The sequence below is a fragment of the Blastococcus sp. HT6-4 genome (assembly GCF_039679125.1).
Lineage (GTDB): Bacteria > Actinomycetota > Actinomycetes > Mycobacteriales > Geodermatophilaceae > Blastococcus > Blastococcus montanus.
The window spans coordinates 586,671-611,130 of sequence record NZ_CP155551.1 but is presented as its reverse complement, the minus strand read 5'-3'; the positions used below and the strand labels follow the sequence as shown (position 1 = coordinate 611,130).

The following is a 24,460-nucleotide window of genomic DNA, read 5'->3' as shown; positions in this document are numbered from 1 at the left end:
ACCATGGGCCCGTGTCCGCCACCCGCCGCCCGACCGGCACGCGCCGGTGGACGCGCCAGGGCCCGCCCGCCCCGGCCGAGGCGGACACGACCCCGCTGGAGGTCCCCCGGCCGCAGACCCGCCCGCTGCCGTCGGCGGGTCCGGAGCCGGCGGCCCGGCCCCGCGTCACCGTGACCCGCGTCGCGGTCGCCCGCAGCCGCGAGCTGACCACCGCCGCCGCCCGCCGGGTGCGCACCGCCAGCCGCGCCGACGGCGCCGGCGAGAGCGGCCTGACCCACCTGCTGTGGGTCAACGCCCTGCACATGGCCGGCGACGCGATGATCGCCGTCTCCCTGGCCGGGACACTGTTCTTCGCGGCCACCACCGACGCCCAGCGCGGGAACGTCGCGCTCTACCTGCTGGTGACGATGGCGCCGTTCGCCGTCCTGGCCCCGGTGATCGGCCCGGCACTGGACCGGCTGCAGCGCGGCCGCCGGTGGGCGATCGCCACCTCGCTGGCCGGCCGTGCGGCGCTGGCGCTGGTCATGGCCGCGCACCACGACGACCTCTGGCTGTACCCGGCGGCGCTGGGCGTGCTGGTGCTGTCCAAGGCGCACAACGTGCTGCGCGCGGCCGTCGTGCCCCGGGTCCTGCCCGGCGCGATGTCGCTGACGTCGGCCAACGCGCGGCTGTCGGTGTTCGGTCTCGCGACCGCGGGCGTCGCCGGCGCGATCGCCGCGGGGATCGCCACCGTCCTCGGCTTCGACTGGGAGCTGTGGGCCACCGCCGCGGTGTTCGTCGGCGGCGCGGTGCTCGCCGTCCGGCTGCCCCGGCACGTCGACGTCCCCACGGGCGAGGAGCCCGCCGACGTGCTCACCACCACGGCCGAGCTCCCGCGGCCCGGCCGTCGTCGCCGCCGGGTCAGCCCGCACGTGGTGCTGGCGCTGCGCGCCAACGCCGCGCTGCGCGGCCTCGGCGGCTTCCTCACGATCTTCTCCGCGTTCCTCGTGCAGGCGACGTTCCCGGACGGCTGGGAGGCGACCCTCGCGCTGGGTGCGATCGCGGCGGCCGCGGGCGCGGGCAGCTTCGCCGGGACCGCGGTCGGCTCCCGGATGCACACCGCCGCCCCGGACCGGCTGGTCCTGTACGCCGCGGCGACGGCGACCGGTGTCACGGTGCTGGCCGCGGTCTTCTACGGCTTCGGCATGGCGGTGCTGGTGGCCGGCGTGGCCGCCGTGGCCAACGCGCTGGGCAAGGTCTCCCTGGACGCGATCATCCAGCGGGAGGTGCCCGAGCGCCTGCGCGCCTCGGCGTTCGCCCGCTCCGAGACGATGCTCCAGCTGTCCTGGGTGGCCGGCGGGGCGTTGGGCATCGCGCTGCCCCCCACCGGCTGGCTGGGCTTCACCGTGGCCGCGGCGCTGCTCGCCGTCGCCGTGGGGCTGATCATGTGGACCCTGCACCGCAGCCGCCCGCCGGCGCCGGAGGCGGGGTCCCCGGAGGCGCCGACGGCACCGGTGGGACCGTCGTGGTCGTGAGAAGGACCGCCGCCGCGATGCTCGCCCTCTGCGCCACCGCTCCCCTGACCGCCTGCGGCTCGGAGCCCGACGTACCCGGCGAAGTGCGGGTGCAGGCCGGCGGCCAGGACATCACCGCCCGCCCGACCCAGTACTGCCTGGACGGCGAGGGGCAGCGCTACGAGGTCACCCCGCCGATCGTCGAGGTCCCCCCCGACACGGCCATCAGCCTGACCGTGCCCGACGACATCGCCGAGCAGGGCTGGCAGGTCCAGGTGTTCGACGAGTCGCTGCAGGAGCTCCTCGGCGAGGTCGACGTCCCGCAGGGCACGGAGACGTTCGCGGAGATCAACTCCTCCGACGTCGTCCCCCCGGCCTTCTACCTCGTGGTGGTCGAGGACAGCGGCGGCGACTGCGGCGAGTTCTCGGCGGCGTGGCCGGTCGGCGTCATCCGCGCCGGGGGGAACCTCGGGGGCTGACCGGTCAGCCCTCCAGGTCGCCGGCGACGGCGCGCAGCACGGCGGCCACCTTGCGGGCGTGGCCGCGCTCGGGGTACCGGCCGTGCCGCAGGCCCTCGGACACGTCGTCGAGCAGCTTGATCAGGTCCTCGATGATCGGCACCAGCTCGTCGGGCTTCTTGCGGCTGGCAGCAGCGACGCCGGCGGCCACCGACGGCAGCGGGTCGAGGATGCGCACCTGCAGGGCCTGGTCACCCCGGCGGCCGGCGACGATCCCGAACTCCACCCGCTGGCCGGGCTTGAGGTCGGTGCCGGCCGGGAGCGCGTCCTTGTGCACGAAGACGTCGGGCCCGTCCTCGCGGGACAGGAACCCGAAGCCCTTCTCCGCGTTGAACCACTTCACTCTGCCGGTGGGCACGGTGGAATCCCTCAGTTCTCGGTACGGCGCGGCCCGCGGGCCGGTGCGACGACGGGCGGCAGGCTCCACCCGGTGCCCAGGTTAGCCGCCGCCCCGCTGCTCCGACCTGCCGATTCCCGACGCCGGGGCGGCACCTCCCTACCCTGACCGGGTGCCCCCGCCCGCCGACGGTCCCGACCACCCCGACTACCGGTTCACCCTCGCCAACGAGCGCACGCTGCTCGCCTGGCTGCGCACCGGCCTGGCGCTGGTGGCCGGCGGGGTGGCCGTCGCCACCTACGCCCCCGACCTGGGGGTGTCCTGGGGCAGCGCCGCCGTCGCGCTGGCGCTGGTGCTCATCGGGCTGGGGGCCGCTCTCGCGGGGTACCACCGCTGGCGGCGGAACGAGGCCGCCATCCGCGCCGACCAGCCCCTGCCCGAGGGATGGGTGGTGCCCGCCGCGACCGCGGCGGTCGCCGCAGTGGTGGTCGTCGTCGGTGTGCTGGTCGCCCTCGAGGTGCTCCGCTGACCCGGCCGGAGCCCCCCGGGGTAGCGGGTGAGCGCACCGATCTCTCCTGGCAGCGCACGGGCCTGGGTCTGCTGGCCGTCGCGGGGCTGATCGCCTTCCGGGCGGTGGCCGCCGACCGTCCCGCGCTCGTCGTCGCCGCCGGTCTCGCGGCCCTGATCGGCCTGGCCCTCCTCGGCTGCGTGGCCCCCCTGCGCTACCGGCGGCTCAGGCGCGACCGGGCCGACGGTGCGAGCGTGGCCTCCCCCGCGCTCGTACGCGCGGCCACGGCCGGCGTCGTCCTCACCGCGCTCGCCGCCGCCGTGGCCGTCCTCATCCCCGGCTGACGTCCGGGGCGATCCGGAGCCGGTCCAGCAGCGCGAGGAAGACGACGGCGAAGTCGTTCTCCGCCACCGTGCGGGCCACCTGCGCCCAGTCGACCTGCTCGCGCAGCGCCCGGGCGACCGGCAGCAGCCGGGAGAAGTCGCAGTAGTGCTCGTCGAGGGCCATCAGCTTGGAGGTCACGATGTCGGTCGGCGCCAGCACCGGCATCTGCACCGACAGGACGGGCAGCGTGTCGGCACGCTCGACCAGGTCGGCCTCCACCGGGCGCCCGCAGGTCCGCCAGATCACGTCGACGAAGACGTCGTCCCGCTCGATCTTGAGCAGCCAGTCCTCGGCCGGATCCACCACCTCCAGGCCGGCGTCGGCCAGCGCCTTGGCCGCCCGCCCGGCCTCGGCGGCCGGGACGAGGAAGTCGGCGTCGTGGTCCGGCTCGGGCGCGCCGCGCGCCCACGCGGCGTAGCCCCCGCACAGGGCGAACGGCACGTCTCCCTCCTTGAGCGCGACCGCGGTCCGCTTCAGCAGGTCGCGTACCTGGTCCCGCGAGGAGGTCTGCACGCACCGCTCGCTACCCGTCGGTCACCGGCGCACGCACGGTGCGGGGTAGATCCGGCGGGGACCGGGCACTGGACCGACGTGCGCATCGCGACCTTCAACCTCCTGCACGGACGCTCGCTCGACGACGGCCGGGTCGACGTCGACCGGCTCGCCGCCGCCGTCAAGACCCTGGACGCCGACGTCCTCGGCCTGCAGGAGGTCGACCGCGACCAGCCGCGGTCGCTCGGCGCCGACCTGACCGCCGTGGCGGCCGAGGCGATGGGGGCGGTCGACTCCCGGTTCGTCGCGGCCCTGTCCGGGACCCCGGGCGGCACCTGGACGGCCGCGACCGGGGACGAGCAGCCGGGCTCGGCCGGCTACGGCGTCGCCCTGCTCTCCCGCTACCCGGTGGTCTCCTGGCGGGTGGTGCGGCTGACCCCGATGCGGGCCAGCGTCCCGCTGTGGTCGCCGGACTCCCGCCGCCCCTTCCTGGCCCGGGACGAGCCGCGGGCCGCCGTCGTCGCCGTGGTGGACGGGCCGTTCGGGCAGTTCACGGTGTGCAACACCCACCTGTCGTTCATCCCCGGCTGGGGCGGCCGGCAGCTGCGCGCCCTGGTGCGCTCGCTGGACGGGGCCCAGGAGCCGCTGGTGCTCATGGGCGACCTGAACATGCAGCGGCCGGCGGCCGCCCGCCTCAGCGGCCTCCAGCCGATCGCCGAGGCCGCCACCTTCCCGGCGCCGCGGCCGACGCGGCAGCTCGACCACGTCCTGGTGCGCGGCGGCATCCGGGCCGGCGGCCCGGCCGAGGCCGTGCGCCTGCCGTTGTCGGACCACCGGGCGCTGGTGGTGCCGGTGGAGGCGGGCTGACGTCAGGCGTTGCGCACGGCCGCGGCCGACTCCAGCCCGAGCTCCTCGACCGAGACCTGGCGCATCTCGACCTTGCGGATCTTGCCCGTGACCGTCATCGGGAACTCGTCGACGACCTTCACGTACCGCGGCACCTTGTAGTGGGCCAGCTTGCCGGCGCAGAACTCCTTCAGCGCCTCGGGCGTCAGCGGCTCGGCGCCCTCGCGCAGCCGGACCCAGGCCATGAGCTCCTCCCCGTACCGCTCGTCGGGGACGCCGATGACCTGCGCGTCGACCACGTCGGGGTGGGTGTAGAGGAACTCCTCGATCTCCCGCGGGTACACGTTCTCCCCGCCGCGGATGACCATGTCCTTGATCCGGCCGACGATGTTGAGGTAGCCGGCGTCGTCCATGACCGCGAGGTCGCCGGTGTGCATCCAGCGGGCGGCGTCGATGACCTCGGCGGTCTTCTCCGGCTCGTTCCAGTACCCGAGCATCACCGAGTAGCCCCGGGTGCAGAACTCCCCCGGGGTGCCGCGCGGCACGGTGAGCCCGGTGGCCGGGTCGACCACCTTCACCTCGAGGTGCGGGTGCACCCGGCCGACGGTGGCGGTGCGCCGCTCCAGGTCGTCGTCGGCGCCGGTCTGCGTGGAGACCGGTGAGGTCTCGGTCATGCCGTAGCAGATGGTCACCTCGGTCATGCCCATCTCGGCGACCACCCGCTCCATCACGGCGACCGGGCACGGCGAGCCGGCCATGATCCCGGTGCGCAGGCTGGAGAGGTCGTACTCGGCGAAGTCCGGCAGGCCGAGCTCCGCGATGAACATCGTCGGGACGCCGTAGAGCGAGGTGCACCGCTCGTCCTGCACCGCCTGCAGCGTCAGCGCGGGGTCGAAGCCGGGCGCCGGGATGACCATCGTGGCGCCGTGCGAGGTGGCGCCGAGGTTGCCCATCCCCATGCCGAAGCAGTGGTAGTAGGGCACCGGGATGCAGACGCGGTCGGCCTCGGTGTAGCCGCAGCCCTCCCCCACGAAGAACCCGTTGTTGAGCAGGTTGTGGTGGGTGAGGGTGGCGCCCTTCGGGAAGCCGGTGGTCCCCGACGTGTACTGGATGTTGATCGGGTCGTCGGCCGACAGCTCGGTGGCCCGCTCGGCGAGCAGCGACCGGTCGGCGGCCCGTCCCGCGTCCATCAGCCCGGCCCACTCGGGCGAGCCGAGGAAGACCACCTGGCGCAGCTCGGGGCAGTCGCCACGCACCTCGGCGACCATCGCCCGGTAGTCGCTGGTCCTGAACTCCGGCGCGCTGACCAGCACGGAGATGCCGGCCTGCTCCAGCACGTAGGCCAGCTCGTGGGTGCGGTAGGCCGGGTTGATGTTGACCAGGATCGCGCCGAGCTTCGCCGTCGCGTACTGGACGAACACCCACTCCGCGCAGTTGGGCGCCCAGATGCCGACCCGGTCGCCCTTCCGCACCCCGAGGGAGTCCAGCCCCAGGGCGCAGGCGTCGACGTCGGCGACCAGCTGCGGGTAGGTCCAGCGGCGGCCCGAGGCGCACTCGACCAGCGCTTCGTGGTCACCCACCCGCGCTGCCGTCCGGTCGAGGTTCGCCCCGATCGTGTCGCCGAGCAGCGGGACCGTCGACGTCCCGCTGCTGTAGGACGGCAGCGCTGTGCTCATCGCTCGGCTCCGCCCTCGTTCCGCTCCTCGGTCGCCGGCGCTCCCTGCGATGCTCGCTCGGGCGTCGCCTTCGCGGGATCGCTCACCGCCGACGCCGCCCTTCGACCGTCTGGACGCCGGCCCGGTTCGGCTTGTCGGTCGGGTGCCCGTAGCGGAGGCTCTCCACCGGCAGCGGGAAGCTGTGGTCCTCCCCGAACGGCGAGAGCGACCCCGCCACCGAGGCGGAGAGCTCGGTCAGCGGCGGGCCGCCGTCCTCCGACTCGCCCCAGGTCGGCTCCACCAGGTGGGCGTGCTTCTCGTTGCGCTTGGCCATGACGCCTCCGTGTGCGGTCGCGGGTGCACCGGGCGGTGCACTGTCGCCCCCATCTTGGCGCGTCCGGCCCCGCGGGCGCACGTCACCGCCCCCGAGGGGGCAGCCGGCGTCGCGTTCAGCGCCGCCTGCCGGTCTCCCGGGCGCCGTAGACGGTGCCCACGCCCTCGGCGGTGAACACCCAGCGACCCTCGCCCACCGGGGCCGCCTGGACCGTCGCACCGTCGAGGGCCTGCACCGCGCGGGTGCGCCAGATCGCGGTGCTCAGCAGCCGCAGGCGGACCGGCTCGTCGACCAGCTCGTCGTAGCCGTAGGGCTCGAACACCAGCGCAGCCGGGCCGGCGATCCGCAGGGTGCCGGTGCGCCAGGCGGTGGCGGCCAGCGCCCGGCGCCAGCGGCGGGTGCGGAGCAGGGCGCCGGTCCCGACGGCGACCGCCACCACTCCCCCGAGCACCAGGACGACGACGGCCATCCCGGCGACGGGCAGGCGGCGGCCGCTGCTCTCGGCGATCGCCACCGCGGCGACACCGAGCAGCACGCCCAGCACGATCGCGATGACGCCGGCCCCCAGCCAGCGCAGGGCGCCCACCTGGTGGGCGGCCAGGGCGGTCCGGGTGCTCGGGTCCTCGCTCGCGGGATGCACGGGCCCATGCTGGCAGCAGCGTCGGCGGGAACGGCGACGTAGCGTGGACCGGATGTCCACCGAAGCCCCCGCGACGCTCGCCGCCTGGCTCCGCACCCGCAGCGACGAGCAGCTGCGCGCGCTGCTGGCCGCCCGGCCCGACGTCGCCCGCCCGGCGCCGTCCGACGTCGTCGCGCTCGCCAGCCGTCTGGCGGTGCCGGTGTCGGTCGACCGCGCGCTCGACGAGCTGGACGCCGCGACGCTGCAGGTGCTCGACGTCGTGCTGCTGGCGCCCACCGACGGCATGGCCCCCGACGCGCTGATCGCCGCGCTGCCGGAGGTGCCCGACGACGTCCTCGACGGCGCCGTCGAGCGGCTCACCACCCGGGCGCTGCTGTGGGGCGACGACGTGCTGCACGCCCCCGAGCCGGTGCGCCGCGCCGTCCGGTACCCGGCGGGGCTGGGCCGGCGCGCGCTCGACCTGCGGGTGCAGCTGCCGGCCGACCTGCCCGTCGTGCTGGCCGAGCTGTCCCCGGAAGAGCGCGGCGTGCTGGAGCGGCTGGCCGGCGACCGCCCGGTCGGCCACCTGCCCGACACCCCGAGCGGCGGCTCCACCCCGGCCCGCCGGCTGCTGCAGCGCGGCCTGCTCGCCCGCATCGACGCGCTCAACGTGGAGCTGCCGCGCGAGATCGGGCTGCTGCTGCGTGGTGACTCCCCCTTCGGCCCGCCGCGGCGCCGTCCCGAGCCGGCCGTGGTCACCCGCGACCCGCAGGTGGTGGACCGCCAGGCCGCCGGCGCCGCGCTGGAGAGCGTCGGGCGGATCGGCGAGCTGCTCGCGCTGCTCGAGGAGGAGCCGGCGGGGCTGCTGCGCAGCGGCGGGGTGGGCGTGCGCGACCAGAAGCGACTGGCCCGCGCCCTGCACGTGTCCGAGCCCGAGGCCGCCTGGCTGCTGGAGCTCGCGTCCGCCGCCGGGCTGCTGGACGTGGGCGGCCCGCACCGCGACGAGTGGCTGCCCACCCGCGGCTACGACGTCTGGCGGGAGCAGGACCTCGCCGACCGCTGGGCGGTGCTGGCCGCCGGCTGGCTGGCGGGCGTGCGGCTGCCCTCGCTGGTCGGGGTGCGCGACCTCGCGGGCAAGGCGGCCAACCCGCTCTCCCCCGACCTGGTGCGGCACACGGCACCGGCGATCCGCCGCTCGGCGCTGACCGTGCTCGCCGAGCAGCCGCCCGGCTCCGGGCTCGTGCCGGACGACCTCACCGCCCTGCTGCGCTGGCGCACCCCGCGGCGCGCCGACCGGCTGGCCCCGGTGCCCGACATGCTCGGCGAGGCCGCGCGGCTCGGCGTCCTGGTGTCCGGCGTGCTGTCCACCGCCGGCCGGGGGCTGCTCGCCGCCGGGGAGGACGGCGCCGCCGACGGCATGCGCGGGCTGCTGCCCGAGCCGGTCGACCACGTGCTGGCCCAGCCGGACCTGTCGCTGATCGCGCCGGGGCCGCTGGTGGCCGAGCTCGCCGACACGCTGGCCGTCGCCGCCGACGTCGAGTCCTCCGGCGGGGCGACGGTGTTCCGGGTGTCGGAGAGCAGCGTGCGCCGGGCGCTGGACGCCGGGTGGTCGGCGTCGGACCTGCACGACTTCTTCACCAAGGCGTCGCGCACCCCGGTGCCGCAGGCGCTGGACTACCTGGTCGACGACGTCGCCCGCCAGCACGGCCGGCTGCGCGTGGGGGCGATCGAGTCCTACGTGCGCTCCGACGACCACGGGCTGCTGTCCCAGGTGCTCAACGACCGGCGGACCGCCTCCGCGGAGCTGCGCCGGCTGGCACCCGGCGTGCTGGTGAGCGGCCTCGGCGCCGACGAGGTGCTCACCGTGCTGCGCGAGGCGGGCTACGCCCCGGCCGGCGAGAACCCGGGCGGCGCCGTCCTCACCCGGCCCCCGGCCCGGCCGCGCGCCGCCGGCCGCCGGCCCGGCGGCGAGTCGCACCCCGCGCCGCGTCCGCTGAGCGGAGCCGACCTGGACTCGACGGTGCGGGAGATCCGCGCCGGTGACGCCGCGCTGGCCGCCCGCCGCGGGGACGCGGTGCGCCAGGTGCCCGGGGTGACGACGGCGTCGACGCTGGAGCTGCTGTCCCGCGCCGTCCGCGAGGGCGTGCCGGTGTGGCTTGGCTACGTCGACGCGCAGGGCAGCGGCAGCCAGCGGGTGGTGCAGCCGGTGTCATTGGCCGGCGGCTTCCTGTCCGGCTACGACGAGGGGCGCGGGGAGAACCGCACCTTCGCCGTGCACCGGATCACCTCGGTCGCCCTCGTCGAGCCCGACGACGCCGGCTGACGCGCGTCAGCCGGCGTCCGGGACGGCGAACCGGCGGGTGAACATCCAGAGCAGCCGGGCGGCGACCCCGAGGAGGTAGCCGGCCACCAGCACCAGGGGCCACGGACCGAGCGACGGATCGTCGGCCGTGGCGGCGCGGACGATGAGCCAGTCGATCGCGGAGAGCAGCAGCAGCGTCCAGGCGCCGAAGAGCCAGAGGTCCGCGGCGATCAGCCCGCGCAGCCGGCCGATGTTCTCCGGCCGCTTCCAGTACTCGCCGTCCGGCACGTCGATCAGCTCGGGACGCGCGCTCCGCACCAGCCGTACCGCACCGGCGAAGACCGCGACCACGCCGAGGCCGAGCAGCGCGGTGGCCAGCAGCGCGGTCGGCCGGTCGGCCCAGGTGTCCGGATCGCCACCGGCACCGAAGTGGACGGGCACCCGCTCGGGGAGGCGGGTCCACGACCACGCCCAGACGGCGGCGTAGAGCCCGGCTGCGGCGACGAACCACCCGCGTGCGCTGCCCATGACCGCAACCTAGGCGGGAAGGCGCCTGGGCGGTACGGCGTTACGGTGGGTGGTCCGGTGCCTCGGCGCCCGGACACCCCCCGACGGAAAGAGTGCTGCGTGAACGACGGTCCGCTCATCGTGCAGTCGGACAAGACCCTGCTGCTCGAGGTCGACCACCCGCTGGCCCGTGACTGCCGCGCGGCGATCGCCCCGTTCGCCGAGCTGGAGCGGTCCCCCGAGCACGTGCACACCTACCGGGTGACGCCGCTCGCGCTGTGGAACGCCCGGGCGGCGGGCCACGACGCCGAGCAGGTCGTCGACGCGCTGGTGCGCTACTCGCGCTACCCGGTGCCGCACGCGCTGCTGGTCGACGTCGCCGACACCATGGACCGGTTCGGCCGGCTGACCCTGGCGCAGAACCCGGTGCACGGGCTGGTCCTCACCTCGACGGACCGAGCAGTGCTGGAGGAGGTCGTCCGCTCGAAGCGGGTGGCGCCCATGCTGGGTGCCCGCATCGACCAGGACTCGATCGTCGTCCACCCCTCGGAGCGCGGCCGGCTCAAGCAGGCGCTGCTCAAGGTCGGGTGGCCGGCCGAGGACCTCGCCGGGTACGTCGACGGGCAGGCGCACCCGATCGAGCTCGACCAGGCCGGCTGGCACCTGCGCGACTACCAGCAGGAGGCCGTCGAAGGTTTCTGGGCCGGCGGTTCGGGCGTCGTGGTCCTGCCCTGTGGCGCCGGGAAGACGCTGGTCGGCGCCGCGGCGATGGCCGAGGCGAAGGCGACCACGCTGATCCTGGTGACCAACACCGTCGCCGGGCGGCAGTGGAAGCGGGAGCTGATCGCCCGCACGTCGCTGACCGAGGACGAGATCGGCGAGTACTCGGGTGAGCGCAAGGAGATCCGGCCGGTCACCATCGCGACCTACCAGGTGATCACCACCCGCCGGAAGGGCGAGTACCGCCACCTGGACCTGTTCGACGCGCAGGACTGGGGCCTCATCGTCTACGACGAGGTGCACCTGCTGCCGGCGCCGATCTTCCGGCTGACCGCCGACCTGCAGTCCCGCCGCCGGCTCGGCCTGACCGCCACGCTGGTGCGCGAGGACGGTCGGGAAGACGACGTCTTCTCGCTCATCGGGCCCAAGCGCTACGACGCCCCGTGGCGGGACATCGAGGCGCAGGGTTACATCGCGCCGGCCGAGTGCATCGAGGTGCGGGTCTCGCTCGACGACGAGGAGCGGATGACCTACGCCGTCGCCGAGCCCGAGGAGCGGTACCGGATCGCGGCGACGGCGCAATCGAAGCTGCCGGTGATCCGGCGGGTGCTGGAGCGGCACCCCGACGAGCCCTCGCTGGTCATCGGCGCCTACCTCGACCAGCTCGAGGAGCTGGGCGCGGCCCTGGACGCGCCGGTGATCCAGGGGTCGACGACGAACAAGGAGCGGGAGCGGCTGTTCCAGGCGTTCCGCACCGGCGAGATCCGCACGCTGGTCGTCTCCAAGGTCGCGAACTTCTCCATCGACCTGCCCGAGGCCGCCGTCGCCGTCCAGGTGTCGGGCACCTTCGGCTCGCGGCAGGAGGAGGCGCAGCGGCTCGGCCGGGTGCTGCGACCCAAGGCCGACGGCCGCCAGGCGCACTTCTACACGGTGGTCAGCCGCGACACCCTCGACAGCGAGTACGCCGCGCACCGACAGCGGTTCCTCGCCGAGCAGGGCTACGCGTACACGATCGTCGACGCCGCCGACCTGGCCGGCCCGGGCGAGGTCAACGGCCCCGACTGGGTGGACGAGCCGGCCGACTGACGCGCCTCCCCGAACCAGAGCCGCGACCGGTCGAGTCGGCGCGTCAGTAGGGCGGCGGTGAGGTGCAGGCCACCAGGCCGGTGGGGGTGGTGACGGTGAGCGTGCCGTCGGCGGCCAGCTCGTACTGCCACCCGGGCGCCTGGTGCTTGCCCCGGTGGTGCGGCGTGCAGTAGCCGGCGAGGTTCGCGGCGCTGGTCGGTCCGTCGGGCCAGGGCCGGTCGTGGTCGAGCTCGCCGCCGCGAGGCACCCGCGCACGGCAACCGGGGAACCGGCATCGGCGATCGCGCGCCCGGAGGTACCGGTCGAGGCTCGCGCCGGGGCGGTAGCCGGCGGTCGGCGGTGGTGGCCCGAGCCCGGGGCGACCGCTCAGGTCGTGGGTGCACCGGCCGGGCCGGCAACGGCAGGCGTCCCGCCCGCAGGTGGCGACCCGGCGGAGCTCCCGGCTGTCGGTCAGCGCCAGCAGCGCGCCGGAGAGCGCGTCGACGACCGCGATCCGCGGCCGGTCGACCAGCGTGCCGCCCGCCGTGGCGTCGAGCAGGTCGGCCAGCGTCGCGCGCTGTTCGTCCGCCATCGCCGCGAGCGCGGTCAGCGCATCGGGTGCTGCGGTGAACCTCCCCCCGGGGCCCTGCCGCCAGGCGGCCTCGTCGGCGAGGTCGGCCGCCTCGGCGGCAGCCACCGCCCGACCGGCTGCGCCGAGCGCTCGCTCGAGGTCGAGCAGGACCGCACCGGCCGACTCCACCGCCCGGTCGGCCACGGCCCACGGACCGCCCACCGGGGCACGATCGGACGTCGGTGCCGCATGCGGCTGCTCGTCGCCGCGGCCCTCATCGCGGTCGTCCGGGATCCGATCGGGGTCGGTGCCGGTGCTCGGCTCCACGTCCCAGCCGTGGTCGTCCCGGTCGAGGTCGTCCCAGTACCGCTCCTGCCAGGCAGCTTCCTCGTTCCAGAGCCTGAGCTGCTCCTCCGGCGGCGGCGCCTCCGCGCCACCCCATCCCTCGGCGAGGACCCGTTCCTCGACGGCGGCCCACCACTCCTCCAGGGCGCGGTCCTCGGCCGTCACCGGGTCCGTGGCCGGCGGGGCTGCCGGTGAGGACAGCGCGTCCGCGTGCCGCGCTGCAGGCGGCGCGTCCGCGACCGGGTCGGCGATGGAGTCGAGGTCGTCCGGCGGCGCAGCGACGCCGGGCAGCAGGCCGAGGGCCCGGGCCAGGGCCCGCACCATCTCCGCGGGCACCGGCTCCCCGCCGATCTCGCCGGGCTCGTCACCGCCGGCCAGGGTGCTCACCCCGGCGACCACGGTGAGCTGCGCCTGCACGGGCGGGAGGTCGGTCTCCCCCGGCCGCAGCACGCAGTCGAGGAGGCAGTCAGCCATCTTCTGGCCGCGGGTCCGCCGGTCGTCCGGATCGTCGGCCAGCGCATCGGCGTAGCGGCCGAGGGCGTCGACCAGCGCCTGCGCCTCCGGCACCGTGAGCAGCGCGTGGAGCACGGCCATCCCGTCGGCGGCGTCCGGCCGGACGAACACGCCCCGTTCCCGCAGCCGGGCGGTCAGCCGCCCGGCGGCGTCCCTGGCGTCCCGGGCCAGCACCATCCTGCGCGCCTTCGCGCCCAGCTGGGCGGGAGTGGTGACCCGTCCGGCGGCCCAGGCGAGCAGGTCGGCCTCCACCCGTGCCCTGACCGTCGCGTTCACGATGGGCGCCACCTTCTCCAGCAGCGGCCACAGGTGGCCGACGTGCAGGGCACCCGACTCGAGCGCGGCGAGGGTGCGCGGCAGCCGGTGCACGAGCGTCAACGAGCGGATCAGGAGCGTCTGCGCCGCCTGGGAGGAGATGGACAGCGCGACGGCCAGCTCCTGGACCGCCCACTCGCTGACATCTGCCAGCACGTCCGCGCGCGCCGCACGGCGCTCCTCGCCCATCGCGCCGGGCTCACCCGGTTGCCGGTCGGCCGACGCGGGGCGGGTGGCGGCGAACTCCGCGCCCGCCCGTGCGCGCAGGGCGGTCTGCCGGGCGATCTCGCGATCGGCGGCCTGGACGGCACCGAGCGGGTCCGACGCCCACCCGGCGGCAGGCGCGGCCGGCTGCTCACCCGTCTGCTGCCGGCCGTCGATCACGTCTTCGATCGTAAGTTCGACCACCGACAGAAATCGCCGTCCCGCTCCGCGCCCGCGGGACTCCTGGGATCGACGTGACCGCCGGGGCGTGACGAGGCGGTCCGTTCCGGACATGACGATCGCCACACCCGCCACGGCGTCCCGGTATCTGCGCAGGTCAGGGCCGATGCCGCCGTCCGCCATACGTCGGCGGGCGCGGGGCACGCGGCAGGAGACCGGTTGGGCGTGTCGTCTGCGCGGCAGCGAAGATGGGTCCCGACATGGCGACTGCAGCAGCAGCGGCGGCCCGGGCCCCGCAGACGACCAGCCGACCGCTCCGGGCATGGCAGCAGGCCGCCCTCGGCCAGTACGAGGAGGCCTCCCCCAAGGACTTCCTGGTCACCGCTACGCCGGGCGCCGGCAAGACGACCTTCGCCCTGACCCTGGCCGCGCGGCTGCTCTCGCGGCGGGAGGTCGCCCGCGTGATCGTGGTCGCCCCCACCGACCACCTGCGCCTGCAGTGGGCCGAGGCCGCCGACGCCATGGGCATCGTCCTCGACCCCAACCTCACCAACGCCGTCGGCCCGGTGCGCGCCGGCACCCAGGGCTACGTGACCACGTACGCGCAGGTGGCGGGCAAGCCGATGCTGCACGCGGCCCGGTCCACCGCCGTCAAGTCGCTGGTAATCCTCGACGAGGTGCACCACGCCGGTGACGGTCTGTCCTGGGGCGAGGCGGTCGAGGATGCCTACGGCATGGCCGCGCGCCGGCTGTGCCTGACCGGGACGCCGTTCCGCACAAAGCCCGACGAACGCATCCCCTTCGTCCGGTACGAGGAGGACACCTTCGAGGGCGAGGCCGGTGGCCTGGTCAGCCGCGCCGACTACACCTACGGCTACAAGGAGGCGCTCGCCGACAACGTCGTCCGCCCGGTCGTCTTCGCCGCCTACACGGGCACCTCGCGCTGGCGGAACTCCGCCGGCGAGGTCGTCGCCGCGTCGCTGAGCGAGGCCGGCACCAAGTCGGTGGAGATGCAGGCCTGGCGGACGGCGCTGGACCCCAAGGGCCAGTGGGTGCCGCACGTCATCGCCGCCATGGACGACCGGATCACCCACCTGCGCGAGGAGGGCGGCATGCCCGACGCCGCCGGGCTGATCCTCGCCAGCGACCAGGACGACGCCCGCGCCTACGCGAAGATCGTCCGCCGGGTCACCGGCAAGCCGGCCGAGCTGATCCTCTCCGACGACCCGAAGGCGTCGAAGAAGATCGAGCGCTTCGCGACCGGCTCCGCACGCATCGCCGTCTGCGTCCGGATGATCTCCGAGGGCGTCGACGTCCCGCGGGCCGCCGTCCTCGCGTGGATGACCTCGTACCGGACCCCGCTGTTCTTCGCGCAGGCCGTCGGCCGCGTGGTCCGCTCCCGATCGCCGCACGAGTCGGCGACCGTGTTCCTCCCCGCCGTCCGCCCGCTGCTGTCGCTGGCCGCCTCCATGGAGGAGCAGCGCAACCACGTCATGCCGCCGCCGCGGACCCAGCCCGACGAGGAGCTCGAGGCGCTCGACCTGCCGCCGCGGGAGCCGAAGGAGGGCGAGATGAAGCAGTGGGAGGCCCTCGAGGCCGACGCCCGCTTCGCCCACGTGCTGAGCAGCGGGACGGCGCACACCGGTGAGGGCCGCCCGGCGCTGGTCGCACCCGAGGAGGAGGACTTCCTCGGCATCCCCGGGTTGTTGACCCCCGAGCAGACGGCGTCGCTGCTGGCCAAGCGGGACGACGAGCTGCGGATCCGCATCGCGCAGAGCCACCGGGATGCCGCTGACGACTTCATGGTCGTCGAGGACCACCCCGACGAGGACGACGCCGGCCGCTCGTGGCGCGACGCCGCGGAGCTGCGCCGGGAGATCAACCGCCTGGTCAACCGGGTCGCGGCGCGCACCTCGCAGCCGCAGGCCGTGGTGCACACCCAGCTGCGCCAGTCGGTGCCCGGCCCGCCGTCGGCCTCTGCGTCGGTCGACGTGCTCCGCGCCCGCCGGGAGCGCCTCCGCACCATGCTCTGAGGCGCGCCGTTCAGTTCTCCGCCGGCGGGATGTCGGCGCGCACGAGGCGCAGCCGCGTGGGCGGGATGATCCCCGGGAAGTAGTCGTAGCCCTCGCCGGAGGTCAGGAGGTCGGCCGGGTCCACCTCGTCGACGGCCCAGACGTCCACCGGACCGCCGGTGTTGTTCATGGCGACGAAGTAGTCGGCCGTCCACTCGTCGGGCGCGAGGAAGCACCCTTCCTGCTCCGGCACCGGGCTGCCCGCGATCCCCGGTGCGGCACCCATCCGCCGCCAGTCGAGCCCGTACTTCTCGATGGACGCCCGGTTCCGCGACGACGTGACGTGGAACATCACCGGTCGACCAGGAGACCACGGGCCGCCGCGATCGCGACGGCCTCGGTGCGGCCGTTCGCGCCGAGCTTGGCCAGGATGTTGCTGACGTGCACGCTCGCGGTCTTCTCGCTGATGTAGAGCGCCGCACCGATCTGCCGGTTGGTTCGTCCCTGCGCCAGCAGCGCCAGCACCTCGGTCTCCCGCGGGGTGAGGACGGCGGAGACCTCCGGCGTCCGGACGCCGGCGACGTCCAGCCGGCCCCGGCGGGCCAGCGCCTCCACCGCCTCGCGGAGCGGCCGTGCTCCCAGCCGGGCCGCGACCTCGTGCGCCCGCTGCGCCTGTTCGGCCGCGCCCGCCCGGTCGTCGACGTCGAGGAGCGCCTCGGCCAGCCGCCACCGGGACCGGGCCAGCTCGTACACGTGCCAGGGGTCGAACGCCGCGGCGGCCGCCCGCCACAGCTCGGGCTCGGCCCGGCCGTGCAGCCGCGCGACCTCGGCCTCCACCCGCGCCAGCCAGGCGGCCGCCTCCACCTGCAGCGCCGGCGTCACCTCCCGCCGGTAGACGTCCACGGCGAACCGGGCCACGCCGGCGAGCCCGTCACCGGCCGCGACCCATCGGCCGGCAGCCGCTCCGTTCCCCACGAGCCGGGCCGCGGCCGCCGCGTCGCCGACCGCACCCAGCGCACCGGCGGCGATCCGCAGCACGGCCAGGTGGTCCTCCGGCCACTGCTCCCGCAGCCGCCGGCACGCCTCCGTCGCCACCGCGACGGCGGACTCCGGATCCCCGGACCAGCCGGCGAAGTCCACCTCGGAGGCGGCGGTGACCAGCCCCAGCAGCACGTGCTCGCGCAACCGCGGGACCAGCCCCCGCGCCCAGTCGAGCCGCTCCCGCGCGGCGGCGTCCCCCCGTCCGACCAGCACCAGCAGGCCCGCGGCCCGCACGTGCGAGGCCATCTCCGGGATCCGCGCGAGGGCGTCGGCCTCGGTCAGGCTCGCGTCCCACTCCCCCGCCATGTAGAGCGCGGTCACCTGCAGGTGCCGCAGCTCGGCCGGGTAGAAGGCCCACTCCATGCCCAGGTCACGCGCCCGCGCGGTCGCCTGCCGCGTCCGGTCCAGCGCCTCGGCGATGCGTCCCGTCTCGAACGCCAGGGTCGCGAGGTTGAACAGCACCCGCATCTCGACGTCCACGTCCCCGGACCGCTGCGCCCGGGCGAGAGCATCGGACAGGCGCTGCCGCACCGTGTCCTCGTCGAGGGCGGGGTGCGCACGCAACTGGGAGACGGCGGTGTCGGACCAGGCGCCGTCCAGGCCGAGCACGTCGGCCGCGGCGAGCGCCTCCTCGGCCGCGGCGTCGCCCTCGGCGACCAGGTTCAGCGAGTAGCTGGTGCGCGCGTGGGTGGCCGCCGCCCACGTCCGCGCCTCCGACGGCGGGTCGGCCGGCACCAGCGCCAGCGCGGCGGCGCTCTCGCGGTGCGCGCCCTCCACGTTCTCCACCCGCACCATGGTCTGGGCCAGCGTGTAGTGCACCCGGGCCCGCCGCACCGCGTCGCCGTCGGGGCCCAGCACGTCCAGGGCCGAGCGCAGCAGCGCCACCGCGCGGTGCATCTCCCCCACGGTGCGCGCGACGACCGCCGCGTCGAACAGCAGGCCCACCTGGTCGCGGCCGGCCCGGTCCGCGGCGTCGGGCACCGCCGACCACAGGGCCAGCGCCGCCTCGAGGTGCTGCAGCTGCTCGGCCGGCGCCCCCACCGTGCAGGCGTGGACCGCCGCCTCGAGGGATGCGCTCAGCGCACCCGGCAGGTCGTTGCTCTCGCGCGCGTGGTGGGCGCGCTCGGCGGCGGTGCCGGCATCGGGGTCCGCCGTCAGGTAGCCGGCGATGGTCGCGTGCAGCCGCACCCGCTCACCGGGCAGCAGGTCGGCCAGCACCGCCTCGCGCAGCAGCGCGTGCCGGAACCGGTAGCGGCCGCCGTCGGAGACGACCAGCAGGTGGTGGTGCACCACTTCGGCGAGCGCCTCGTCCAGCTCGCCCGGCGTCAGCTCACCGACCGCGGCCAGCAGCTCGTGACGCACCCTGCGGCCGGCCACCGCGGCGACCCTCAGCACCTGCTGGGCCGCCGGCGACCGCTGCTCCACCCGCGCCAGCAGCACGTCGGCCAGCGCCAGCGGCAGCGCCTCGCCCTGCAGCCCCGCGGCGAGCAGCTCCTCGGCGTAGAAGGCGTTGCCCTCGGCGCGGGCCACGACGTCGTCGACGGTGCTGTCGGCGATCCCGCGGGCCTCGGCGGCCGCCAGCGCGCGGACCAGTTCCCCGACGGCCGCGTCGGGCAGGGGGACGAGGTCGATGCGCTCCACCCCCGGCAGGCGCACCAGCTCGGCCAGCAGCGGCCGCAGCGGGTGCCGGCGGTGCAGGTCGTCGGCGCGGTAGGAGGCGACGACGGCGATCGGCTCGTCGACCAGCCGCGCCAGCAGGTAGCGCAGCAGGTCGCGGCTGGAGCGGTCGGCCCAGTGCAGGTCCTCGAGCACCACCAGCAGCGGGCCGGGGACGGCGAGCTCGCACAGCAGGCCGGCGACCGACTCGAACAGCTGCAGCCGGCCGTCGTCGACCGGCTGGGGCGCCGCCCGGTGCGGCAGCGGCCGCCCCAGGTCCAGCCCCTCACCGGGTGGCAGCACCGGCGGCACCGCACCCGGGCGGCCGGCGACTAGCCCGGCGAGCACCGGGTCGTCGCGGGCCGCCGGCACCAGCCCGGGGTCGGCGGCCACCGGGCGCAGCAGGTCGACGAACGGCAGGTAGGGCAGGCCGACGTCGCCGAGGTCGACGCAGTGCCCGGTGAGCACCCGCACGCCGCGCGCGGCCGCCCGCCGGGCCAGCTCGTCGAGCAGCCGGGTCTTGCCCACCCCGGCGTCACCGGCGAGCAGTGCGGCCGAGGACCGCCCGCCCGCCGCGCGGTCGACGTGCGCCAGCAGCCGGGCCAGCTCCTCGGCGCGGCCCACGATCGGGGCGTCGTCCCAGCGTGACACGGCCGGAATCGTGGCACGGGGGGCCGACAGGACCGTGGCGGCTCCGCTCCGCCGGGGTGCGCTCAGCGCGAACGCCGGCGACGGCGCATCCACGGCCCCCGCCGGGTGCGGGTGCCGCGGGCGAGCGCGCGGAGCACGTCCCGGCGGTAGTCGAGCTCGGCCTCCAGGCCGGGGTTCGGGTAGTGCAGGGTCATGGCCGTTCCTCCCTCGTCGGTGCGGACGAGAGCAACGGTCGTGCTGAGGCGGGGGCCCGGGCATCGGGCGACCGGGCAGGTCCGGACGCCGATCCGGCTCTGAGGGGCCTCAGACGGCACACGTTCGGGGGACAACGCGTCCTGAGGCGGTTCGCCACCGGCCGCCCGGGCACCGGTGCCCCGCGGCGACCGCCGCCGGTCCTGCCCGCGGACCGAGAGGAAGGGAGTTCGCCATGCGACTCGGAACCGCCATCGTGCTGCTCGCGCTCGGCGCGATCCTCACCTTCGCCCTGCGCGTGGACGTCAGCGGCATCGACCTGCAGGTGGTCGGCTGGATCCTGATGATCGCCGGTGCGCTGGGCGTCGTCCTGGAGCTGGCCGTCTGGGGACCCCGCGAGCGCCGCACGACCCGGGACGACGCCGCACCGGCCCGCCACCGCACCACGGAGGAGCGCTACTGACCACGGCGCACCGGACCTGACGCAGAAGCGCTCCCGCCCTGCTGGGCGGGAGCGCTTCTGCGAGTGAGGTCCGGACCGGATGACGGCCGCCTCGCGGCGAGATGCACAACACGGCTCCAGGCCCCCGACCGAAGTCGGGGCGGTAGTCCGTGAAGGCGTAACCAAATGGCACCCGGGGGCACGATGCACCCGGCCCGGACGCTCTCGAGGCTACCCGCGCTCCCCGGCCCGACACCCGTCCCCGAGGCACTTTTCCCGTCACAGTCCGACGCCGTGGCCACGGGGCGACCGCTGCGGCACGTGCCAGACTCCGGCCATGGCCGACCTCACCGCCGTCGAGGCCCGCGTGCTCTCCGCCGTCGACGAGCACTGGTCCGTGGAGCGGCTGTGCGCGATGATCGCCGTCCCGTCGATCGGCGGCACGGCCGCCGAGAGCGAGGTCCAGCACCTGCTCGGCGACTGGCTGGAGGAGCTCGGCTGCGCCGTCGACCGCTGGCCGATCGACCTCGCCGAGGCGGCGAGCGCCCCGGACGCCCCCGGCCAGGAGGTGGCGCGGAGCGAGGCGTGGGGCGTCGTCGGCACGGTGGGGGGCGAGGGCACACCCGCCCTCGTGCTCTCCGGGCACACCGACGTCGTCCCGCCCGGGGATCCCGGGCTGTGGTCCGGGAACCCGTTCGTCCCCCGAATCGCCGACGGCGCCGTGCACGGCCGCGGCGCCTGCGACATGAAGGCGGGCGTGGTCGCCTGCCTCGCCGCCGTGCACGCCCTGCGGACGGCGGGGGTGCGCCTGGCCCGGCCGCTCGCGCTGCACGGCGTGGTCGGCGAGGAGGACGGCGGCCTCGGCGCGTGGGCCACCCTGCGTCGCGGCCACACCGGCGACCGCTGCGTCATCCCGGAGCCGACCGCGCAGGCCGTCGTCACGGCGCACGCCGGGGCGCTGACCTTCCGGCTGGAGCTGAGCGGCCACGCCGCCCACGCCGCCATGCGCGACCGGGGGGTGAGCGTGGTGGAGCTCTTCACGTACGTGCACGCCGGCCTGCTGGCGTTCGAGGCCGAGCGGCAACGCGACCCCGATCCGCGCTTCGGTGACGCCCCCTTCCCCTACGGGATCTCCATCGGCCGCGTCCGGGCCGGCGACTGGGCCAGCTCCGTGCCCGACCGGCTGGTGGCCGAGGGCCGCTACGGGGTGCGCGTGGGCGAACCGGTCGAGACGGCGCGGGCGGCGCTGGAGACCCGGCTGGCCGAGCTGTCCGCGGGGCACCCGTGGCTGGCCGCGCGCCCGGTGCGGCTGACCTGGACCGGCGGGGCCTTCGCCAGCGGCCGGCTGCCGGCCGGGCACCCGCTGCTGGGCGACGTCCGCGCGGCCGTCGAGGACGCCGGCGGGCCACCACCCCCGGAGCGGGCGATCGCCGCGGGCACCGACCTGCGGCTGTACGCCGCCGCCGGGATCCCCACGGTGCACTACGGCCCCGGCGACCTGCACCTCGCCCACGGCCCGCTCGAGCAGGTGCCGGTCGCCGAGCTGGTCACCTCGGCGCGGGTCTTCGCCCTGCTGGCGCTGCGCACCTGCGGGGTCCGGTGAGCGGCCCGGTCGGCTTCGAGGCGTGGGCGGCGCTCGCCGGCGACTCCCCCATCTCCCGGACCGAGTGGGCCGCCGTCGTCGCCGCGTGGAGCGAACCGCACCGGCGCTACCACGACCTCGCGCACCTGGCCGCCGTCCTCGGGCTGCTCGACCGGCTGGTCACCGACGTGCCCGATCCCGACGCCGTCCGGCTGGCCGCCTGGTACCACGACGTCGTCTACGACCCCCGGCGCCCGGACAACGAGGAGATCAGCGCGGCCCGGGCACGTGCCGGGCTCCGCGGGCTGGTGCCCGACGAGCGGGCCGAGGAGGTGGTCCGGCTCGTCCTGCTGACCGCCACCCACGACCCGGCGCCCGGGGACGCCGGCGGCGCGGCCCTCTGCGACGCCGATCTGGCGGTGCTCGCCAGCCCACCGCAGGCCTACGCGGGCTACGCGTCGGCGGTGCGGGCCGAGTACGGGCACCTCTCCGACGAGGAGTTCACCGCGGGGCGGATCGCCGTCCTCGAACGGCTGCTCGCCCTCCCCCGGCTCTACCGGCTGCCCGCCGCGGCCGAGTGGGAACCGGTGGCGCGCGCCAACCTGACCGCGGAGCTCACCCTGCTGCGGTCGCGCGCTTCCGCCGACGGAGCCCCGCCGCCAGCAGCCGGCTGAGCAGCTCCCGGCACTCGACCGGCTGGGCGCCGGCCGCCACCGCGACCGCGTACAGCTCCTCGGGGACGTCGTAGTGGTCGCCCTGGAACGCCCGGCGCGGGATGCCCAGCTCGGCCGCGACGAAGGCGTGCAGCTCGTCGTAGGAGACGTCGCTGACCAGGTGCGACCACAACCGCCCCCGCCACGGCCAGACGGGGGTGTCGATCAGGACGGCCACGACCAGCAGTGTGCCGGTCCCCCGGCCGACAGGCACCGGACGCCCCGCGGCTACGCCAGGTAGTCGGACAGCCGGACGAACCGGAACCCCGCCCGGGCCAGCCGTGGCAGCGCGGTCGCCACGCCCTGCGCCGTACCGCAGCCGGGCTGGTTCATGTGGCAGAGGACGATCGAGCCGGGCGTCGCGGACTCCAGAGCAGCGGCCACGCCGTGCGGGGTGAGGGTCGCCCCCGCGTCCCCGTTCACGTCGAAGTTCACCACCGTCTCCCCGACATCACCCGCGATCCGCACGGCGACGTCGTCGTAGTGCGCCGTGCCCGACCGGAAGAACCTGGGGGCCACGCCGGTCGCTCCGGTCAGGGTCCGCCGGTTGCCGGAGACCTCGTCGTAGACCTCACCGGCGCTCGCGGTCCCGGGTATCCCGTACGCCGACCTGCCGGTCACCGACAGCGGCCGGTGCGCGGTGCCGTGGTTCGCGATCTCGAACAGCGGCTCACCGGCCAGCTCCGCGGTGATCTCCGGATGGGCACGCACCCAGCGCTCGTTGAGGAAGAGGGTGGCCGGGGTCCGCGTCGCCCGGAGCGTGTCGACGAGGGCGGCGTCGTAGCCGCTCCCCCGCCCACCACCGCACGCGTCGAAGGTCAGGGCGACGACGCGGTCCTGCGTGGGCAACCGGTTCACGACACCCGGCACGTCGAGCCCCCACGCGACGGGCGCCACCCCGGCATGGCGGGCGACGATCTCGGCCCGTGTGACCTCGCGGGGAGGCGCGGGCGTCGTCGGCTCGGCGCTCGGCGGCGGGGCGGGCGTGCCGCTGCGTGGCGGCCGGGAGCGGTCCCCTGCGGTCGGACGGCCCTCGGAGGACCGGGTCGCGCACCCCGCCAGGACACCCCCGGCCGCGATGCCGATGAACGCGCGTCGGCTCAGCCGCCGGCCGGGCGGCGCCCCGGGTTCCCGCTCCACTACCTGACCTCTCGTCTCCGTGACCCATGTCGCCGGCTCGAACCGCCCACGGGGCAGCGAGACCATACCGGCCCGTTTCTGCAGCCCAGGGCTGACGTCGCCGGGCGTGGCACTACCGTCGTCCCGGTGACCGGAGAGATTCGTTGGGGCATCGTCGGGCCGGGCCGCATCGCGGAGAAGGTGGTCGAGGACTTCGCCGTCGTGCCGGGCGCCCGGGCGGTCGCCGTCGCGTCCCGGTCGCAGGAGCGGGCCGACGCCTTCGCCCGCCGGCACGGGATGGAGCGGGCCCACGGCTCCTACGCCGGGATCATCGCCGATCCCGACGTCGACGTCCTCTACGTCGCGACCCCGCACCCGCAGCACCACGCCCTGGCGCTGGCCGCCCTGCGGGCGGGCAAGGCGCTGCTCGTGGAGAAGGCGTTCACCGCCACCACGGCCGGCGCCACGGAGGTCGTCGACCTGGCACGGGAGACGGGCACCTTCGTGATGGAGGCGATGTGGACCCGCTTCCAGCCCGCCGTCGTCGCGCTCCAGGAGCTGATCGCCGACGGCGCCATCGGCGAGGTGCGCTCCGTGCAGGCCGATCTCGGCGTCGCCCGTGAGTACGACCCGGTCGACCGGCTGTTCGCGCTGGAGCTGGGCGGCGGCGCGCTGCTCGACCTGGGTGTGTACGTGGTGTCCTTCGCCCAGATGCTGCTGGGCACCCCGGACCGGGTGGTCGCCACCGGCTCCCTGTTCCCCTCGGGGGCCGACGCCGAGGCGGCGATCCTGCTGGGCTGGGACGACGGCCGCAACGCCGCGCTGACGACCTCCCTGCGGTACGCCCTGCCGGGGACGGCGCGCGTCGTGGGGACGACCGGGTGGATCGACGTCGTCCCCCGGTTCCACCACCCGCAGACGATCGTGCTGCACCGCGCCGGCGCCGAGCCGGAGACGATGACCCGGTCGCAGACCGGAGCCGGGTACGCCCACGAGCTCGTCGAGGTCACCGACTGCCTGCGGGCCGGGCGGACCGAGAGCGCCGTGATGCCGCTGGCCGACACGCTCGTCGTGCAGGACGTCCTCGGCCAGGCCGCGGACCAGCTCGGGGTCCGGCACGTCGAGGCGGCCGACGTCCTGTGAT

Annotated in this window: 23 protein-coding genes and 1 pseudogene; 12 read left to right on the top strand and 12 right to left on the bottom strand. The window is 75.8% G+C overall.

All coding sequences use genetic code 11. The annotated features are described in order from the left end of the window. The first annotated feature begins 11 nt into the window (after positions 1-11). Complete coding sequence (locus ABDB74_RS02880; RefSeq protein WP_346621601.1) at positions 12-1,514, top strand: MFS transporter; 1,503 nt, start codon at positions 12-14, stop codon at positions 1,512-1,514. Then, positions 1,511-1,972 (top strand): DUF2771 family protein, encoded by a 462-nt coding sequence (locus ABDB74_RS02875; RefSeq protein ID WP_346621599.1) that lies wholly within the window; start codon positions 1,511-1,513, stop codon positions 1,970-1,972. The genes ABDB74_RS02880 and ABDB74_RS02875 overlap by 4 nt, the downstream gene beginning before the upstream one ends. Before the next feature lie 214 nt (positions 1,973-2,186). Here the strand turns inward: ABDB74_RS02875 and ABDB74_RS02870 are convergent. After that, positions 2,187-2,369: pseudogene (locus ABDB74_RS02870) on the bottom strand (cold-shock protein); the annotation flags it as partial. Between the two features lie 151 nt (positions 2,370-2,520). Between ABDB74_RS02870 and ABDB74_RS02865 the strand changes: the two are divergent. Continuing rightward, the gene (locus ABDB74_RS02865) at positions 2,521-2,877 is read left to right on the top strand and encodes a DUF202 domain-containing protein (RefSeq protein WP_346621597.1); all 357 of its coding nucleotides are present in this window, start codon (positions 2,521-2,523) and stop codon (positions 2,875-2,877) included. Then, positions 2,793-3,200, top strand: a complete 408-nt coding sequence (locus ABDB74_RS02860; RefSeq protein WP_346621596.1) for a DUF202 domain-containing protein — start codon at positions 2,793-2,795, stop codon at positions 3,198-3,200. Before ABDB74_RS02865 ends, ABDB74_RS02860 begins: the two co-directional genes overlap by 85 nt. On the opposite strand, the gene ABDB74_RS02855 is transcribed toward ABDB74_RS02860, so the two are convergent. Next, positions 3,187-3,753 carry a nucleotidyltransferase family protein gene (locus tag ABDB74_RS02855; RefSeq protein ID WP_346621594.1) on the bottom strand — a complete coding sequence of 189 codons (567 nt, stop codon included), beginning with the start codon at positions 3,751-3,753 and terminating at the stop codon, positions 3,187-3,189. The genes ABDB74_RS02860 and ABDB74_RS02855 overlap by 14 nt on opposite strands. Positions 3,754-3,831: 78 nt before the next feature. On the opposite strand from ABDB74_RS02855, the gene ABDB74_RS02850 reads away from it, so the two are divergent. Then, the gene (locus ABDB74_RS02850) at positions 3,832-4,599 is read left to right on the top strand and encodes an endonuclease/exonuclease/phosphatase family protein (RefSeq protein WP_346621592.1); all 768 of its coding nucleotides are present in this window, start codon (positions 3,832-3,834) and stop codon (positions 4,597-4,599) included. Between the two features lie 2 nt (positions 4,600-4,601). Here ABDB74_RS02850 and ABDB74_RS02845 read toward each other — a convergent pair whose 3' ends face one another. The 3 genes from ABDB74_RS02845 to ABDB74_RS02835 all read right to left on the bottom strand — a co-directional run bounded on the left by ABDB74_RS02845 (position 4,602) and on the right by ABDB74_RS02835 (position 7,207). After that, positions 4,602-6,254, bottom strand: a complete 1,653-nt coding sequence (locus tag ABDB74_RS02845; RefSeq protein ID WP_346621591.1) for an AMP-binding protein — start codon at positions 6,252-6,254, stop codon at positions 4,602-4,604. An 82-nt stretch (positions 6,255-6,336) separates the two neighbouring features. After that, on the bottom strand, positions 6,337-6,567 hold the full coding sequence (locus ABDB74_RS02840; RefSeq protein WP_346621589.1) for a hypothetical protein: 231 nt from the start codon (positions 6,565-6,567) through the stop codon (positions 6,337-6,339). A 115-nt stretch (positions 6,568-6,682) separates the two neighbouring features. Beyond that, positions 6,683-7,207: a hypothetical protein gene (locus ABDB74_RS02835; protein ID WP_346621587.1), complete on the bottom strand. Its 525-nt coding sequence runs from the start codon at positions 7,205-7,207 to the stop codon at positions 6,683-6,685. Between the two features lie 52 nt (positions 7,208-7,259). Between ABDB74_RS02835 and ABDB74_RS02830 the strand changes: the two genes are divergently transcribed. Beyond that, a complete protein-coding gene (locus ABDB74_RS02830; RefSeq protein WP_346621586.1) occupies positions 7,260-9,509 on the top strand; it encodes a helicase C-terminal domain-containing protein in 2,250 nt (749 codons plus the stop codon). Positions 9,510-9,515: 6 nt separating this feature from the next. On the opposite strand, the gene ABDB74_RS02825 is transcribed toward ABDB74_RS02830, so the two are convergent. After that, on the bottom strand, positions 9,516-10,016 hold the full coding sequence (locus ABDB74_RS02825) for a DUF1648 domain-containing protein (RefSeq protein ID WP_346621584.1): 501 nt from the start codon (positions 10,014-10,016) through the stop codon (positions 9,516-9,518). Positions 10,017-10,115: 99 nt separating this feature from the next. On the opposite strand from ABDB74_RS02825, the gene ABDB74_RS02820 reads away from it, so the two are divergent. After that, entirely contained in the window at positions 10,116-11,801 is a 1,686-nt protein-coding gene (locus ABDB74_RS02820; RefSeq protein WP_346621582.1) for a DNA repair helicase XPB, read from the top strand. 43 nt (positions 11,802-11,844) lie between these two features. Here the strand turns inward: ABDB74_RS02820 and ABDB74_RS02815 are convergent, their stop codons facing one another. Further along, the gene (locus ABDB74_RS02815) at positions 11,845-13,908 is read right to left on the bottom strand and encodes a DUF222 domain-containing protein (RefSeq protein ID WP_346621581.1); all 2,064 of its coding nucleotides are present in this window, start codon (positions 13,906-13,908) and stop codon (positions 11,845-11,847) included. A 260-nt stretch (positions 13,909-14,168) separates the two neighbouring features. On the opposite strand from ABDB74_RS02815, the gene ABDB74_RS02810 reads away from it, so the two are divergent. Continuing rightward, the gene (locus tag ABDB74_RS02810) at positions 14,169-15,941 is read left to right on the top strand and encodes a DEAD/DEAH box helicase family protein (protein WP_346621579.1); all 1,773 of its coding nucleotides are present in this window, start codon (positions 14,169-14,171) and stop codon (positions 15,939-15,941) included. Positions 15,942-15,951: 10 nt separating this feature from the next. On the opposite strand, the gene ABDB74_RS02805 is transcribed toward ABDB74_RS02810, so the two are convergent. The 3 genes from ABDB74_RS02805 to ABDB74_RS02795 all read right to left on the bottom strand — a co-directional run bounded on the left by ABDB74_RS02805 (position 15,952) and on the right by ABDB74_RS02795 (position 19,462). Further along, on the bottom strand, positions 15,952-16,275 hold the full coding sequence (locus ABDB74_RS02805; protein WP_346621578.1) for a hypothetical protein: 324 nt from the start codon (positions 16,273-16,275) through the stop codon (positions 15,952-15,954). Further along, positions 16,272-19,268, bottom strand: coding sequence for an AAA family ATPase (locus ABDB74_RS02800; RefSeq protein ID WP_346621576.1), 2,997 nt, complete (start codon positions 19,266-19,268; stop codon positions 16,272-16,274). Before ABDB74_RS02800 ends, ABDB74_RS02805 begins: the two co-directional genes overlap by 4 nt. A gap of 62 nt (positions 19,269-19,330) precedes the next feature. Continuing rightward, positions 19,331-19,462, bottom strand: a complete 132-nt coding sequence (locus ABDB74_RS02795) for a hypothetical protein (protein ID WP_346621575.1) — start codon at positions 19,460-19,462, stop codon at positions 19,331-19,333. 233 nt (positions 19,463-19,695) lie between these two features. Here ABDB74_RS02795 and ABDB74_RS02790 point away from each other — a divergent pair, with 233 nt between their 5' ends. The 3 genes from ABDB74_RS02790 (at position 19,696) to ABDB74_RS02780 (ending at position 22,158) form a co-directional block, all read left to right on the top strand. Beyond that, a complete protein-coding gene (locus tag ABDB74_RS02790) occupies positions 19,696-19,923 on the top strand; it encodes a DUF6458 family protein (protein ID WP_346621573.1) in 228 nt (75 codons plus the stop codon). A 316-nt stretch (positions 19,924-20,239) separates the two neighbouring features. Beyond that, a complete protein-coding gene (locus ABDB74_RS02785; RefSeq protein ID WP_346621571.1) occupies positions 20,240-21,505 on the top strand; it encodes an ArgE/DapE family deacylase in 1,266 nt (421 codons plus the stop codon). Continuing rightward, on the top strand, positions 21,502-22,158 hold the full coding sequence (locus tag ABDB74_RS02780) for a metal-dependent phosphohydrolase (RefSeq protein ID WP_346621569.1): 657 nt from the start codon (positions 21,502-21,504) through the stop codon (positions 22,156-22,158). The genes ABDB74_RS02785 and ABDB74_RS02780 overlap by 4 nt, the downstream gene beginning before the upstream one ends. Here the strand turns inward: ABDB74_RS02780 and ABDB74_RS02775 are convergent. Both ABDB74_RS02775 and ABDB74_RS02770 read right to left on the bottom strand, forming a co-directional pair. Next, entirely contained in the window at positions 22,100-22,375 is a 276-nt protein-coding gene (locus ABDB74_RS02775) for a DUF4031 domain-containing protein (protein ID WP_346621568.1), read from the bottom strand. The genes ABDB74_RS02780 and ABDB74_RS02775 overlap by 59 nt on opposite strands. 50 nt (positions 22,376-22,425) lie before the next feature. Next, positions 22,426-23,094 (bottom strand): polysaccharide deacetylase family protein, encoded by a 669-nt coding sequence (locus tag ABDB74_RS02770; protein WP_346621566.1) that lies wholly within the window; start codon positions 23,092-23,094, stop codon positions 22,426-22,428. Between the two features lie 369 nt (positions 23,095-23,463). Here ABDB74_RS02770 and ABDB74_RS02765 point away from each other — a divergent pair, with 369 nt between their 5' ends. Next, positions 23,464-24,459, top strand: a complete 996-nt coding sequence (locus tag ABDB74_RS02765; protein WP_346621565.1) for a Gfo/Idh/MocA family oxidoreductase — start codon at positions 23,464-23,466, stop codon at positions 24,457-24,459. Position 24,460: the final 1 nt, after the last annotated feature.

Bases quoted from the DNA above. Each gene is read 5' to 3' on its own strand.
- ABDB74_RS02860 (WP_346621596.1), top strand. From the start codon at position 2,793: ATGGGTGGTGCCCGCCGCGACCGCGGCGGTCGCCGCAGTGGTGGTCGT.
- ABDB74_RS02845 (WP_346621591.1), bottom strand. From the start codon at position 6,254: ATGAGCACAGCGCTGCCGTCCTACAGCAGCGGGACGTCGACGGTCCCG.
- ABDB74_RS02840 (WP_346621589.1), bottom strand. From the start codon at position 6,567: ATGGCCAAGCGCAACGAGAAGCACGCCCACCTGGTGGAGCCGACCTGG.
- ABDB74_RS02830 (WP_346621586.1), top strand. From the start codon at position 7,260: ATGTCCACCGAAGCCCCCGCGACGCTCGCCGCCTGGCTCCGCACCCGC.
- ABDB74_RS02825 (WP_346621584.1), bottom strand. From the start codon at position 10,016: ATGGGCAGCGCACGCGGGTGGTTCGTCGCCGCAGCCGGGCTCTACGCC.
- ABDB74_RS02810 (WP_346621579.1), top strand. From the start codon at position 14,169: ATGGCGACTGCAGCAGCAGCGGCGGCCCGGGCCCCGCAGACGACCAGC.
- ABDB74_RS02795 (WP_346621575.1), bottom strand. From the start codon at position 19,462: ATGACCCTGCACTACCCGAACCCCGGCCTGGAGGCCGAGCTCGACTAC.
- ABDB74_RS02790 (WP_346621573.1), top strand. From the start codon at position 19,696: ATGCGACTCGGAACCGCCATCGTGCTGCTCGCGCTCGGCGCGATCCTC.
- ABDB74_RS02785 (WP_346621571.1), top strand. From the start codon at position 20,240: ATGGCCGACCTCACCGCCGTCGAGGCCCGCGTGCTCTCCGCCGTCGAC.